This is a genomic window from Pseudarthrobacter sulfonivorans (assembly GCF_014712225.1).
Classification (GTDB): domain Bacteria; phylum Actinomycetota; class Actinomycetes; order Actinomycetales; family Micrococcaceae; genus Arthrobacter; species Arthrobacter sulfonivorans.
This window is the reverse complement of record NZ_JACXBW010000008.1, coordinates 15671-28923: the sequence shown is the minus strand read 5'-3', so window position 1 is coordinate 28923 and position 13253 is coordinate 15671. Positions and strand designations below refer to the sequence as shown.

Sequence of the window (13253 nt, the reverse complement as noted above, 5' to 3'; positions counted from 1 at the left end):
TCCGTAGGAATGGGCGCATTGGGGGCGTCCATTTTGACGTTAACGGACGCTCTGGGAGGCCGGCTGGGCCCAATTGGGCGATGCTGGAAAGTTCAGGTAGTCTAGTATCTGCTTTTGATTCAGAAGCAGCTGGAGAATTCGCCTAGCGGCCTATGGCGCACGCCTGGAACGCGTGTTGGGTTAACGCCCTCGGGGGTTCAAATCCCCCATTCTCCGCCAGCTAAAAACCCGGTTCTGACCCTGTCAGGACCGGGTTTTTAGCTTTCCCCGGCCGGTCAGCCGCCTTCATAGCCGAGCCGGCGGAGCCGCGACCGGGCTGCCTGCTCGCTGGGTCCGGGGCCGCGCCCCAGGGCGAGATGTACGACGCCGAGAGTCACCTTCGTCGCCAGCCTTACCGGCAGCGGGAAGGGGCCCAGCCGCGGAACCTCCAGCCCCAGCATCTGGCGGTACTGCGGCTCCAGGCTGTAGACGGCGCCGGCGAAGATGATCCGGTAACCGGGCCGCAGCAGGGGGTGCAGTGGCGGGTTGCGGATGAACCCGACGGTCTCCGCAACCCGGCTGTCCGCCAGCAGTTCGCCGCTGCGATAGTAAGTGTCCAGCTGCAGCCTCATTTCAGCTTCGGTCAGCGGCGGATCCTCCACTCCCATCAGCCGACCGGCCTGGGCCCATTCGCGGACATACGCATCAGGGCCACCGGGGATCCTGCCGCCCCAGATCTTATGGGATGTGACGAAAGCGTCAACGAATGCGAGGTGCACCCAGTGGGCCAGTTCGGGATCGTTGGCCGAATAGGAATGCACCGAGCCGTGCCGGTCGCTGTAGCTGCCTTGGACAGGCACGTGCAGGCGCCGGACCCTGGCCGAAGCCTGTTCGGCGGCGGCTGTGGAGCCATAGGTGACCGTAAAGATCCATTGGATGGTCCGGGCCAGCCTCCTGAGCGGATCCGCCCGGAAGTCAGAGTGCTCATGGATGCCGGCCAGAGCAGCGGGGTGCAGCGACTGCATGAGGAGCGCCCGGATACCGGCGACGATGGGGGACATGGAACCGTGCACCGCCCAGACAGCTGAACCCGGAAGGTGGTAGCCGGCGTCGTTCCCGTCCGCCAGCCGGGGAACCCACTCAGGCAGGGCGTCCGCGCTTCCAGTGAAGACGCGCTTCAGTTCGCCTTGCCAATCCCTGAGGAAATTGCGCATATCACCATTCTTGCCGATGGCCGGGCGGGGGAGGGGTACCCGCAGATCCACAATTAGCCCTGCACCTACGGATATGGGGTTCACAAGCCCGGGGGCTTTGTGGTCCCATGGGATGGAAAGTCCGTCTGGATTGGGGTCTGACGGGCCAACCGGGAGTCAGCTAGTGGGAAATCATTGGGGTTCCGGCCGGGAAAAAGAGTCTCCGGGCGCCTGTGCGACTGCCCTGCGTGCCCTGGCCGCCGGCGCCGCCATCGTCGCGGCTTCTGTCGCTCTCGGACTGCCCGCCTTACCAGCGCTCCACCCCGGCAGCGCCGTGGCGGGTGCCGCCACCGGCCACGTGGGTGCCCAGGCCTTGACTCCCGCGATCCTGACGGACGGCAGGGCGCTCGTCCCCTTCGGCCGCACCATGGTCAGGACGGTCGCCAAGGACGGTAAGGCTCCGCTGAATGTGGCCTCGGCCCAGCTCCATCGCCCGCCGGAAGGCTCCCTGATGGCGCCCCTTGAAGTACTCACGGATAGCTCGCACTTCGGGTTCCGCATCAGTCCCATCACGGGGCAACTCGGGGACTTCCATCTGGGCCAGGATTTCGCAGCAAGCTGCGGCACCAGGGTCTATGCCGCCGACGCCGGCGTGGTCAGGGCTGCTGGCTGGCATCCCTGGGGCGGTGGAAACCGCGTGGAAATTGATCACGGCAACGGGCTGATCACCACCTACAACCACCTGGAGGCCATCGCCGTCCGGACGGGGGATGCTGTGCAGGTGGGCCAGGTCATCGCGCGGGTGGGTACCACCGGCTGGTCCACAGGGTGTCACCTGCACTTTGAGACCATCCTCCGCGGAGTACACACCGATCCGCTGGACTGGACGCTCCTGCCGATCCGCCAAGTGGACGTGCTGGCGGACATTGCCATGGTCAGTTACGAAGGCAAGGCCGCGGATGCGGCCACCGCCCTGCCGTGGGCCATCCCTGTTGCTGCAGACAACAGCCACACGGTCCTCCACGGTGAGGACGAACTGCCGGAACCGCCGGCCGTGGCGCGTACCGAGCCGACGACGGCGCCGAAGGACGCCACCACGTCAACGGAATCCCCGTCACCAACAGCCACAGCAACGCCGACGCCGTCCGGTACTGCAACGTCGTCGCCGTCGGGTACTGCAACGTCGTCGCCGTCGGGTACCGCGACGTCGTCGCCGTCGGGTACCGCGACATCGTCGCCGTCGGGTACGGCTACGCCGTCGGGTACGGCAACATCGTCGCCGTCCGGAACCGCAACGCAGTCGACTCCGTCTGGTACCGCAACCCCGTCCGGTACGGCAACGCCTGCGGAAACTTCAGCGCCTGCAGCGACTACGCCGCCGGCGCCGGAAACTTCAGCGCCTGCCGCGACCACACCGCCTGCAGCGACTACACCGCCTGCAGCGACTACACCGCCGCCCGCAGGGACTTCAGCGCCTGCAGCGACCACACCGCCGCCCGCAGGGACTTCGTCACCTGCGCCGACGACGGCACCGACGACGCCACCACCCGCCGGACCTGTCACGCAGTCGTCGCCGGCAGGGCGGGCTCCTTCGGAATCGGAGCAGCCGGCGGATGCACCAACCACCAGCTCGGCTGCTGCCGCACCGCCCGGCACAGCCGCAGCGTCGACCGAAACAACGGCCAAAACCGCAACTCCGGAGCCCGCCCCGACGAAACCCTGATAGGAAACTCCCAGCCCGCCCCCGTACTCTTGATGGTTGGCAACGAATCATGTGCATGACCAACCTTCCAAGGACGGCGCTGTGACCACTCTGTACCCCATCCCGCTCACGCTCAACGACGGCACCCGTACCGACTTCGGCCGGTTCAAGGGAAACGTGGTGATGGTGGTCAATGTGGCGTCGCAATGCGGACTGACACCGCAGTATGCCGGCCTCGAGACCCTGTACGAGAAATTCCGGGACCGGGGCTTCGAGATCCTCGGGGTGCCGTGCAACCAGTTCGCCGGCCAGGAGCCGGGTACCGACAGCGAGATCGCCGAGTTCTGCGAGCGGAACTTCGGTGTGTCCTTTCCCCTGACAGCCAAGGCCAATGTGCGCGGCAAGGACCAGCATCCGCTCTATGCCGAGCTGACCAAGTTCAAGACCAGTGCGCTGCCCGGCCTGGTGAAATGGAACTTTGAGAAGTTCCTGATTAACCGTGCGGGCGAGGTGGTGGCACGATTCGCCCCCACCGTCGTACCCGACTCAACAGAGGTCCTCGACGCCATCGAACAGGCCTTGGCCGAATTTGAAGGACCGGAAGCCGCCTCACGTCATTCGGTTGCGTAAATCTTTTTCTTTTTCCAACTTGCCCGCAGTAATTTACTCAAAATTTACCCAAAATCTGGTTTGATAATAGTTACTGAAGGGTAGAAGGGAAACGCCGTTTCCCACCGACCACAGAGGCAGCAATGAAGCACATCGAGGCCGAACACCCCCGGCCACGCCACTTCCTTCTCCACCTGAGCGACCCCCACCTGATGGGAGGTCCGGACCCCCTATACGGCGCAGTTGACAGCGAAGCCAAACTCATCCAGCTTTTCGACGAAGTCCGGGCTTCCGGCGCGCGGCCCGAGGCCGTGATCTTCACCGGTGACCTGGCTGACCAGGGCCACCCTGAAGCGTACGCAAAGCTGCGGGCCATCGTTGATCCCGCGTGCGAAGACCTGGGCGCGAAAGTCATCTGGGCGATGGGAAACCACGACAACCGGGCCAACTTCCGGACCGGCCTGCTGGATCAACCGGGCAGCGATTCACCGGTGGACCACAGCTACTTCATCAACGGCCTGCGCGTCATCACCCTGGACACGTCGGTCCCGGGCTACCACCACGGCGAGCTGAGCACGTCGCAGCTGGAGTGGCTGACCCGCGAGTTGGACACGCCTGCACCCGATGGCACCATCCTGGCGCTCCACCATCCACCGGTCCCATCCGTCCTGGACCTTTCCGTGCTGGTGGAGCTGCGGGACCAGGCAAGCCTGGCCGCCGTGGTCCGCAACTCGGACGTCCGGACCATCCTTGCCGGGCACCTGCACTACTCAACCACGGCGAGCTTTGCCGGGATTCCTGTCTCCGTGGCCTCGGCCACGTGCTACACCCAGGACCTCAATGTGGCGGTCGGCGGCACCCGCGGAAGGGACGGTGCGCAGGCCTTCAATCTGGTGCACGTCTACGAACACACCATCGTCCACTCCGTGGTTCCGCTGGGCAGCACCCCCACTGTGGGGGAACACGTCACGCCGCAAATGACGGCCGAGCGACTGGCCGCGGCCGGCATCAGCATCCCGGAGAAAGCAAAGGTCGGGTCTCCCGCCAAGGTTTCCCTGCCCTACGCTACCTAGCGGCAGCCCGGGGCAGGGGCGCGGCCGGCTGTTCCCGGCGTCGGCTGTCCCCAGACAGTCACAGTTTCCGGCTTCAGAGTTCCCAGGGCGCCTTGATGGGATAGTACTTCTCCAGGAAGTCGGTCACCAGCCCGGCCCGCTCATCCGCCGGGACCTCCGGGAAGCTGCCGTCGTTGAGGCAGAAGAAGTCCATGTTCCGCTTGGCCAGCAGTTTGGGCAGGTAGTTCAACCCGGCCCGCATGGTGGTGTCCACGTAGCGCACCTTGGCCGCGGTCTGGGTGACGGCACGGCCGGTGAGCAGGGCGTAGTAGTGGTAGAACGAATTGGTCACCGAGATGTTGTCCGCGGCGCGGAACCTGCTGGCCGCCGTCTTCTGGAACTCGTCCGGGAACTCGTGCTCCATGGTGGACACCACGCTGCGCCGCAGAGGCGCGGCAGTGTGCTCCAGGTGCCTCGTGGTGATGCGTCCGAAGCGGTCCCAGAGCAGCTTGCGGTTCACCCGTGCGGCGTTTTCGAAGCCGCTCCGCTCGGCGTCGTTATCGCCCAGTCCGATCCGGGTCTCGGCTTCGATGAATTTGGTGATGCCACCCGGCGTGAAGAACAGATCAGGGCCCACAGGCCGGCCGAAGAACATGTCGTCGTTGGAGTACAGGAAGTGCTCCGAGAGGCCCTCGATGTTGTGCAGCTGGCATTCCACCGCCTGCGAGTTGTGCGTGGGCAGCACGGACGGGTCCGAGAAGAACTCCTCACTGCGGACAATGGTCACGGACGGGTGCTCGGCGAGCCACTCCGGGGCGGGCGAGTCCGTGGCGATGAAGATGCGGCGGATCCAGGGTGCAAACATGTACACCGAGCGCAAGGCGTACTTGAGTTCGTTGATCTGCCGGAAACGTGCTTCGTGGTCGTCGCCTTCGCCGAGAACCACACCCTTCTGCTGGGCGCGGCGGGCTGCGATGTACTCAGGGGAACTGCCGTCCACCCAGGAGAACACCAGATCAATGTCGAAGCTGATGTCGCTTGCGTGGTCCGCGAACATGTTCTCGATGGTCGGCCAGGAGTGGCCGTACCGCTCCACGGTGCCGCGGACCGCATCCTGCGCGAGCATGGTTCGCCGGGTGAGGGAGTTCTCGATGGGCAGGGTGATCTCGTTGCCGTCGAAGCTCCAGAGCTCAATCTGGACGCCGGCGGAGGAACCGAACTCGAAGCCGCCGTCAGGCTCAACCCGGGGACGGTAGATCCGGAAGATGCGCGCCTGCCGGTTGCGGGAGAGCTCCCCGTCGGCGACGAGGACCGATGATTTCTTCTTCGCGTCAACCGTCATCGAGTAAACGGGCTCGTTGCGGCAGGCTTCCACGAGTGCGGCCCGCAGCTTCTTGCGGTTCTTCCAGTCCAGGGCGATGACTGGGCGGTCGTTGTTGCCACGGACCAGGAGGTAGTCCAGGCCGGCACCGGCCAGGACATTGCGCAGGAACAGCAGGTCCTCAACCATGGCCTGGTACGGGGTCCGGTTGTGGTTGATGAGGGCATACCGGCCTTTGTGCCGGACCACATCCTCACGGTGCTTGAGCCGCGCCTCGGCAGCCGGCGAGGTTACCTCGGCATGCGTGCGCGGTTCTACCGACGCCTGTCCGCCGTAATAGATCTCGTCCTGGACAGGTGCTTCTGTAACGGGTGCTTCTGTAATGGTTGTCTCCGTCGCGGTTAACTGGTATGCGTTCTTACCTGAATGATAGCGGTAGCCTCAAAACGCGCGCTGACAGCGGGGCCGAACGCCACCCGGCAGGGGCTCAGTTGCCCACGGCCTCCCGCCAGCTGCGCAGGAAAGCCGCGCCGGCGTCGTCGTGGATTACATGGCTGCCAAGGCCCAGGTCCCGTGCGGTGAGCACGTCATAGGGCTTGACCGGAACACCGTCCGCAGGCCGGACGTCAACGTGCTTCACGGGATGGTCGTTGTGATGCAGCCAGTCGGCCATCGCGTAGTCGGTGCGGGAATCGCCCATGGTCCGCCAGGCCTGCGGCGTGATGCTCTGTGCTGCCAGCATTTCCACGGCGCGGCTGGCTCCCAGATCCTTGCCCAGCCGCACCGACTCAATATCGGTGGAAATGATGGTGGGGTCAAAGCGGTAGTCCACAACGTCGTCGGAATTCGGTACGTGATGGTCGAGGCGGACCACACCCATGCCGTGGCGGCCCATCAGGTCCATGGCGTCCGAGTCGAAGAGCTGCTGCTCAGCGAGGTAATCGGCGGAGGGCACCTCGATGTGCTGCTCCACGGACACCATGGCCCGCTTCGTCTCGTCGAAGAACATGTGGGCCGAATAGTCCTCCGCCACAAGCCTGCGGACGTCATCGCCGTAGGCCTTGGGCACGGCCAGCTCGTGGTCAACGTGGATGGGGCCGGGGCCGGCAGCGGTGTAGCTGAACCAGACGGCGCCCTTTTCGCAGATGGCGTGGATGACGGTTCCGGCCGGCATGCCGGCGGCGATCATGGGTTCCATGACCTGTTCCCGGATAAAGGTATCGGAGCGGCCGGTGTTGAAAATGACAGGAATGCCCGCGCTGGCCAGCGCCACCATGTCGGCGATGATGCCGGGCTGCACGTCGCGGGTCACCGGGCTCGCCACGGGCCCGTCCACGTCCAGCAGAAGGGCCAGCGGCGGGGTGGACAGCAGGCGGACGCCGGGGGAGGAGCTGGCGGGGAAATCGGATGCAGTCATGGCTCCATTGTGTCAGCCGGGGGCCTGTGTCCAGGTGCACGCCTCCCGGTGCGCGGGCCGAAGCAGGCGGCCGTGTGACGGATGGTCACTGTTTGGCTACAACCTTGGAACGGCGCGGGCGGGGCTCTTCTCATGGGCCGCCAAGGTGCCTAGGGTTGCAGGGTGATCTTCAAAGCTGTGGGCGAGGGACGCCCGTACCCCGACCATGGTTACACCACGCCCAAACAGTGGGCGTCGCTGCCGCCGCGCCCCGTCCGCCTGGACGAACTGGTGACCACCAAACGGACCTTGGACCTTGAAGCGCTCCTGGCGGAGGACTCCACGTTTTTCGGCGACCTTTTTCCCCACGTGGTGCAGTACCAGGGAACCCTGTACCTGGAGGACGGCCTGCACCGCGCCGTCCGGACAGCGCTGCACCAGCGCACCGCCATCCACGCCCGCGTGCTGGTGATAGATGGCTAGGAAACCCAAGGATGCCCGGATCCTGCACGGTCACCGCGTTGTCACCGGTCCGGAGCTGCGGGCCACCTTTGAAGCCGCCGGCGATCCCGACGATCCGGTCCGCCTCCGCCGCAGGGTTGTGCACGGCGTGGTGCTGGTCCTGCTGCTGGGCCTGATCGCCGGCGCCATCATCACGGCGCTCGCCATCATCAACGGGCATGTGAAGCTTCCGTCGACGGCGGCCAGCGACGAGCCCCGGACCACGTGTCCCGCGGCCACGTTCGACTACACCCCGCCTGAACAGATCAACCTCAACGTCTTCAACTCCACCAGCCGGCCCGGCCTGGCCCGTGCCGTGGCGGACGAATTGCTGGCAAGGAAGTTTGTGGTGGGGAATGTCGCCAATACGGAGGCGGGCTACCGCGGGGTAGCCGCCGTCGTTTCGGGAGCGGCCGGCCAGTCCGCCGCGTTCACCGTCCAGCGGCATGTGCCGGGCTCTGACTACTTCCAGGACGGCCGGACCGACGCGAGCGTGGACGTGATCGTTGCCGGCGACTACAAAGAGCTGGCCGCTGCGGACCGGGTGGACCAGACTCCCGGTACGCTCAGCTGTCCGCGGGAGAGCCGCCGGATCGCCGACGACGCCAAGTGGCCCGTTATTCCGTCGGCGACTCCCACGCCCTAACGGACGCGAAGGGGCGCGCCGCCGTCGTCGAACCTGGCTCCGGCGCCCAACTGGATGAACCGCACCGTCCTGGCGATACGCGCTTCAAGCTCGGCGGGTTCATTGCTGCCGCGGGCGGCACTGGAGGACAGCGTCCCGTGGATCAGTTGTGCCTGCTGGCCGATGTCTGCCTCCGGCAGGTAGCCCTGCGCCATGCCGTCGCGCAGGATGCCCTGCAGCATGACGCTGAGCTCACCCACGTGGTCGGCGAGTTTGGCAAAGGACGACGGCGACAGCACCGCAGCCATGGCGGGTCCGGGCGGGAGGTGGCGGCGGCTGAGGTCCTCCACCTGGGTGCGAACGTAGAGCGCCAGCCGCTCGACGGGGTTGACCACCTCGGCAAGTGCGTCCCGCAGTTCGGCGAGGAACCGTTCGGTCTCGTCCAGGGCGTAGGAGATCAGCAGCTCTTCAATATCGGCGTAATAGTTGTAGACCGCTGTGCGCCCCACGCCGGCATGCCGAGCGACGTCCGTCATGGTCAGCCCGGGCAGGCCGTGGGTGAAGAGCAGTTCACCGAAGGCTGTCAGGATCCGGCGCTGCGTGTCGGCGCGTTGCGCGGCGTTGGTGGCCGCCGAAATCCTGGGCATGCAGACACTTTATCGCGATGTGTCAGTAAAGTCGGCCACCGCGCTGCCGGCGGTCAGACGGCGCAGCCGTCCGGGCCACAGGCCTCGCCATCCGCGGCGTTGACCAGTACCAGCGGGTTGGTCTCCTGCCAGGCCTGGTTGAGGGCGGCAGTGAACGTTTCGGCCGGCTGGGCGCCGGAGAGCCCGAACTTGCGGTCGATGACGAAGAACGGCACACCGGTGATCCCCAGGGCGCGGGCTTCCTCGAAGTCGAAGCGGACGGCGTCGGCGTACTTGTCCGTGGTGAAGAGCTCAGCTACTTCTGCGGCACTGATGCCCAGTGCCAGGCCCAGTTCCGTGAGGTACTCCTGGCTGCCGATGTCCCTGCCGTGCTCGAAGTGGTCACTCAGCAGGCGCTCTTTCGCGGCATCCTGTTGCCCGTGCCGGGCAGCAAGATGGATCAGGCGGTGGGCGGTGAAGCTGTTTGCCACCACCACCTGGTCGAAGCGGTAGGTGAGTCCCTCACCCTTAGCCTGGGTAGTGACGTGCTCGAACATCTGGGAGACCTGTTGCTGGGCCAGGCCCTTGATCCGGCTCAGGTACTCAAGTTCGGTGCCTTCGTAATGCTCCGGGAGGCTGGGATCCAACTGATAGCTGCGCCATGTCACGTCCACGGAGTCGCGGTGCGGGAACTCGGCCAAGGCGGCTTCGAACCGGCGTTTGCCGATGTAGCACCAGGGGCACGCTACGTCTGACCAGATCTCTATCTTCATGCTGGCCACAACCGCGCCCGGGCGGAAGGCATTCCCGGCACGAGGTGTTTGCTTTGTCACGTCGGGGGTTGAAATGGGACCCCGGGCGGGGTAATAGTCAGAACAGCAGGTTAAGCAATGGGCTTTTTTGAACTCACTTCACTCGCCATTTCTGGGGGCGTGGCATGTGATCCTCACGGAGGAAAGCATGCGGATAGGACTTATTGCAGCGCCCTGGATTCCCATTCCACCAGCCGGATACGGGGGTATCGAGCGGGTTGTTGACTCCCTTGCCCGGGGTTTCCTTGCGGCCGGGCACGATGTCATGCTCGCCGCAGCGTCGGACAGCTCCTGCCCGGCCCCTTTGGTACCAGGGATGCGGCCTTCCGAACCAGCGGAAATGGGTATGGCACTCTCCGAGCTGAGCCACGTCATCAGGGCCTATGACGGCTTGGGCGATGCGGACATCATCCATGACCACACCCTGGCCGGGCCGCTGGTTGGCCGGAGGGCATCGAGAGCCCCCGTTGTGACCACCATTCACGGCCCCCTCATTCCGGCGTCGGCGGATCTGTACCGTGCCATGGCCGGGGACACGGCCATCATCGCGATCTCGCGCGACCAGGCCTCCAAGGTCCCGGATGTGCCCATCACCCGGGTAATCCACCATGGCATGGACGTTTCCGCTGTGCCTGTCGGTTCCGGGGGCGGCGGCTACGTCTGCTTTGTCGGCAGGATCTGCCAGGACAAAGGCGTCGTTGAAGCCATCGAAATTGCGCGCAGGGCGGGCATCCCGCTGCGGATTGCAGCCAAGATGCGCGAGCCGGCGGAGCTCGATTACTTCCGCTCAGCAGTTGAGCCGCTCCTGGGCACCAACGAGGAGTTCCTCGGCGAGCTGTGCGACGCCGACAAGTACCGTCTGATGGGTGAAGCGATGGCGTTCCTCAATCCCATCCAATGGTCCGAACCCTTCGGGCTGGTGATGATTGAATCCCTTTCGACGGGCACTCCTGTGGTGGGCACGCCGATCGGATCAGCACCTGAAATCATCGATCACGGCAAAACGGGATACCTCGCGCCGACAGAGGAACTGCACAATTTCCTTCCGCTTGCTGCCGCGCTGGACAGGTCGCACTGCCGGGACAAAGCAATCAAGAAGTTCAGCACCGAGAGGATGGTACTTAACCACCTGGATCTGTACACACGTCTCGTGGAGAAGAGCCAGGGGGCAGGGGTTCCCGATGATTCTCATGTGCACCAGAATCGGTTCAGGGGAGCAGTTGCCCAGTCGCCGGAACCGGGCCCCATTTCTGGCCGGCGGCCCTGAGGAAGGAGCACAGCCATGACTGCTTGGAATGCCGACACGGAAGCAGATATCGGCGGGACCGACGCCGTAACCCTGGTGGAAGGGTCTTCCTTCTGCATCTCTTCCCACAGCGGTGACATGAGCTCCGAAGGAGGAACAAGCGGGGCCTTCTACCGGGACACCCGGGTGGTATCCCGGTGGATCCTGCGCATCAACGGCGCCCTCCGCGAGCCTCTGGTGGCGCACCGGCCGGACGCCTACGAGGCCACATTCGTGGGCCGCGCAAGGTGGCCGGACGGCCGCTTCGACAGTCCCCTCGTGGTCCGTCAGGAACGCCATATCGGACCCGGCCTCCAGGACGACATCACCCTGGAGAACTACTCCTCGGAAGATGTCGACTGCGACATCGAACTTCTCGTGGACGCGGACCAGGCCGATCTCTTCGACGTCAAGGGCGGCCGCCCGATCAAGGAGGACAGCCTGACCCGGACCGTCAAGGGCGCAGAACTCCTGGTCGAAGCCGTCCGCAACGGACAGCGTCGAGGTTCGACAATCCGAGCCGCGCAGGCCGAAGTCACCGTCGACGCCCTTCGGTTCCACGCCCACATCCCGGCGCGCGGCAAGTGGTCCACCAGCGTCATTGTGGTCCCCCTTATCAACGGTGCCGCCCCGAATGAACCCTTCACTGAAGGGGGCCTGCCGCGACACCGGACGGGCGTGCAGCGGCACCTGGCGTGGGAAGAAAACATACCCCGCCTTTCCCTCGCGGACAGCAGCATCGAGGCTACGCTGCAGCGGAGCCAGACCGACCTGGGGTTGTTGAGGATTTTCGACGCCGAGCATCCTGACCGTGCTGCCGTGGCGGCCGGTGCGCCCTGGTTTATGGCCCTCTTCGGCCGGGACTCGCTGCTCTCCTCCTACATGGCCCTGCTGGTGGACTCGACCTTGGCTGCCGGAACCCTCCAGACCCTGGCGGGACTCCAGGGTTCCAAAGTCGATAACGATTCCGAGGAAGAGCCCGGACGCATCCCGCACGAGGTGCGCCTTGGTGTGACGGCCGGCCTCTCCCTGGGGGGAACCGCATATTACGGCACTGCAGATGCCACCCCGCTGTTTGTCAGTGTGCTGGGTGAGCTCAGCAGGTGGGGGCTGTCCGATGACATCATCGATTCCCTGCTGCCGCATGCAGACCGGGCCCTTGAATGGATTGAAAAGTACGGGGACCGCGACGGGGACGGCTTTGTGGAATACCTCCGGCCCAACACGCACGGGCTCGTGAACCAAGGGTGGAAAGACTCCTGGGACGGCATCAATTTTGCCGACGGACGGATGGCGGAGGCTCCCATCGCGCTCTGCGAAGTCCAAGGCTACGTTTATGCCGCCTACGTCGCACGCGCGCTGCTGGCGGGCTCCGCGGGGGACGCTTCGACGGAACACCGTTGGGCTGAGCGCGCCGCGTCGCTGAAGAAAGCGTTCAATGAGAAATTCTGGCTGCCGGACAAGGGCTACTTCGCGGTGGCGCTGGACAAGGACAAGAACCCGGTGGATTCCTGTACCTCGAACATGGGCCACTGCCTGTGGGTTGGCATCGTGGACGAGGACAAAGCACCGCGGGTGGTGGAGCGGCTGATGTCGCCGAAGATGTTCACCGGCTGGGGCATCCGGACGCTGGCAACGGACATGGCCGCGTACAACCCGGTGAGCTACCACAACGGATCGGTGTGGCCGCACGACTCCGCCCTCGTAGCTACGGGGCTCATGCGCTACGGCTATGTGGCCGAGGCCAAGCGGGTGGCACGGGGGTTATTTGATGCCGCCGCCCATTTCGACGGTCAGCTGCCGGAACTGTTCTGCGGCTTCGACCGCAGCGAATACTCGGGACCTGTGCCCTATCCGACGGCGTGTTCCCCGCAGGCCTGGGCCGCGGCGGCGCCCATCCAGCTTGCCCGTATCCTGCTCCGCTTCGATCCCGACTTCACCCGCGGCGTTGTCCATCTGGCCCCCATCCTGGCCGAGGAAAAGGGCGAGTTCAGGGCCGACAACGTGCGGCTGGGTCATGCCAGGATTTCCATCCGCGCAAACCGGCAGGAAGGAAACATCGACGGGCTTCCGCCCGGACTTAAGCTCCTAAACGAGCCACGACCAGCCTTGGACGACGGGCTGGCCGGAAAGGCCGGCGATTAGAGCGGCC

At 65.1% G+C, this 13253-nt stretch carries 12 protein-coding genes and 1 tRNA gene; 8 read left to right on the top strand and 5 right to left on the bottom strand.

Going from position 1 to position 13253, the window contains the following annotated elements; translation table 11 throughout:
* The first annotated feature begins 131 nt into the window (after nt 1-131).
* Nucleotides 132-219: transfer RNA gene (locus tag IAQ70_RS11485), tRNA-Ser, on the top strand.
* Nucleotides 220-275: 56 nt separating this feature from the next.
* On the opposite strand, the gene IAQ70_RS11480 is transcribed toward IAQ70_RS11485, so the two are convergent.
* Nucleotides 276-1193 carry an oxygenase MpaB family protein gene (locus IAQ70_RS11480; RefSeq protein ID WP_190989460.1) on the bottom strand — a complete coding sequence of 306 codons (918 nt, stop codon included), beginning with the start codon at nt 1191-1193 and terminating at the stop codon, nt 276-278.
* 163 nt (nt 1194-1356) lie between these two features.
* Here IAQ70_RS11480 and IAQ70_RS11475 point away from each other — a divergent pair, with 163 nt between their 5' ends.
* From IAQ70_RS11475 to IAQ70_RS11465, 3 genes are all read left to right on the top strand, one after another.
* On the top strand, nt 1357-2895 hold the full coding sequence (locus IAQ70_RS11475) for a peptidoglycan DD-metalloendopeptidase family protein (protein ID WP_317983639.1): 1539 nt from the start codon (nt 1357-1359) through the stop codon (nt 2893-2895).
* An 81-nt stretch (nt 2896-2976) separates the two neighbouring features.
* Nucleotides 2977-3504, top strand: a complete 528-nt coding sequence (locus tag IAQ70_RS11470; protein WP_190989458.1) for a glutathione peroxidase — start codon at nt 2977-2979, stop codon at nt 3502-3504.
* Nucleotides 3505-3626: 122 nt separating this feature from the next.
* The gene (locus IAQ70_RS11465) at nt 3627-4556 is read left to right on the top strand and encodes a phosphodiesterase (protein WP_190989457.1); all 930 of its coding nucleotides are present in this window, start codon (nt 3627-3629) and stop codon (nt 4554-4556) included.
* Between the two features lie 73 nt (nt 4557-4629).
* On the opposite strand, the gene IAQ70_RS11460 is transcribed toward IAQ70_RS11465, so the two are convergent.
* Nucleotides 4630-6240: a stealth family protein gene (locus IAQ70_RS11460; RefSeq protein ID WP_190989635.1), complete on the bottom strand. Its 1611-nt coding sequence runs from the start codon at nt 6238-6240 to the stop codon at nt 4630-4632.
* Nucleotides 6241-6343: 103 nt separating this feature from the next.
* Complete coding sequence (locus IAQ70_RS11455) at nt 6344-7273, bottom strand: Cof-type HAD-IIB family hydrolase (RefSeq protein WP_190989456.1); 930 nt, start codon at nt 7271-7273, stop codon at nt 6344-6346.
* A 162-nt stretch (nt 7274-7435) separates the two neighbouring features.
* On the opposite strand from IAQ70_RS11455, the gene IAQ70_RS11450 reads away from it, so the two are divergent.
* A complete protein-coding gene (locus tag IAQ70_RS11450) occupies nt 7436-7735 on the top strand; it encodes a type II toxin-antitoxin system VapB family antitoxin (protein WP_190989455.1) in 300 nt (99 codons plus the stop codon).
* A complete protein-coding gene (locus IAQ70_RS11445) occupies nt 7728-8399 on the top strand; it encodes a LytR C-terminal domain-containing protein (protein ID WP_190989454.1) in 672 nt (223 codons plus the stop codon). The genes IAQ70_RS11450 and IAQ70_RS11445 overlap by 8 nt, the downstream gene beginning before the upstream one ends.
* Here IAQ70_RS11445 and IAQ70_RS11440 read toward each other — a convergent pair.
* Together IAQ70_RS11440 and IAQ70_RS11435 are read right to left on the bottom strand one after the other, a co-directional pair.
* The gene (locus IAQ70_RS11440; protein WP_190989453.1) at nt 8396-9025 is read right to left on the bottom strand and encodes a TetR/AcrR family transcriptional regulator; all 630 of its coding nucleotides are present in this window, start codon (nt 9023-9025) and stop codon (nt 8396-8398) included. The two genes, IAQ70_RS11445 and IAQ70_RS11440, sit on opposite strands and share 4 nt — an antisense overlap.
* A gap of 53 nt (nt 9026-9078) precedes the next feature.
* A complete protein-coding gene (locus tag IAQ70_RS11435; RefSeq protein ID WP_190989452.1) occupies nt 9079-9786 on the bottom strand; it encodes a DsbA family oxidoreductase in 708 nt (235 codons plus the stop codon).
* Nucleotides 9787-9964: 178 nt separating this feature from the next.
* Between IAQ70_RS11435 and IAQ70_RS11430 the strand changes: the two genes are divergently transcribed.
* Both IAQ70_RS11430 and IAQ70_RS11425 read left to right on the top strand, forming a co-directional pair.
* Nucleotides 9965-11083 carry a glycosyltransferase family 4 protein gene (locus IAQ70_RS11430; RefSeq protein ID WP_190989451.1) on the top strand — a complete coding sequence of 373 codons (1119 nt, stop codon included), beginning with the start codon at nt 9965-9967 and terminating at the stop codon, nt 11081-11083.
* A 15-nt stretch (nt 11084-11098) separates the two neighbouring features.
* Nucleotides 11099-13246 carry an amylo-alpha-1,6-glucosidase gene (locus tag IAQ70_RS11425; protein WP_190989450.1) on the top strand — a complete coding sequence of 716 codons (2148 nt, stop codon included), beginning with the start codon at nt 11099-11101 and terminating at the stop codon, nt 13244-13246.
* Nucleotides 13247-13253: the final 7 nt, after the last annotated feature.

What these genes read in the sequence shown, in the direction of transcription:
- IAQ70_RS11445 (WP_190989454.1), top strand. Translation starts at nt 7,728, where the DNA reads ATGGCTAGGAAACCCAAGGATGCCCGGATCCTGCACGGTCACCGCGTT.
- IAQ70_RS11455 (WP_190989456.1), bottom strand. Translation starts at nt 7,273, where the DNA reads ATGACTGCATCCGATTTCCCCGCCAGCTCCTCCCCCGGCGTCCGCCTG.
- IAQ70_RS11465 (WP_190989457.1), top strand. Translation starts at nt 3,627, where the DNA reads ATGAAGCACATCGAGGCCGAACACCCCCGGCCACGCCACTTCCTTCTC.
- IAQ70_RS11440 (WP_190989453.1), bottom strand. Translation starts at nt 9,025, where the DNA reads ATGCCCAGGATTTCGGCGGCCACCAACGCCGCGCAACGCGCCGACACG.
- IAQ70_RS11480 (WP_190989460.1), bottom strand. Translation starts at nt 1,193, where the DNA reads ATGCGCAATTTCCTCAGGGATTGGCAAGGCGAACTGAAGCGCGTCTTC.
- IAQ70_RS11430 (WP_190989451.1), top strand. Translation starts at nt 9,965, where the DNA reads ATGCGGATAGGACTTATTGCAGCGCCCTGGATTCCCATTCCACCAGCC.
- IAQ70_RS11425 (WP_190989450.1), top strand. Translation starts at nt 11,099, where the DNA reads ATGACTGCTTGGAATGCCGACACGGAAGCAGATATCGGCGGGACCGAC.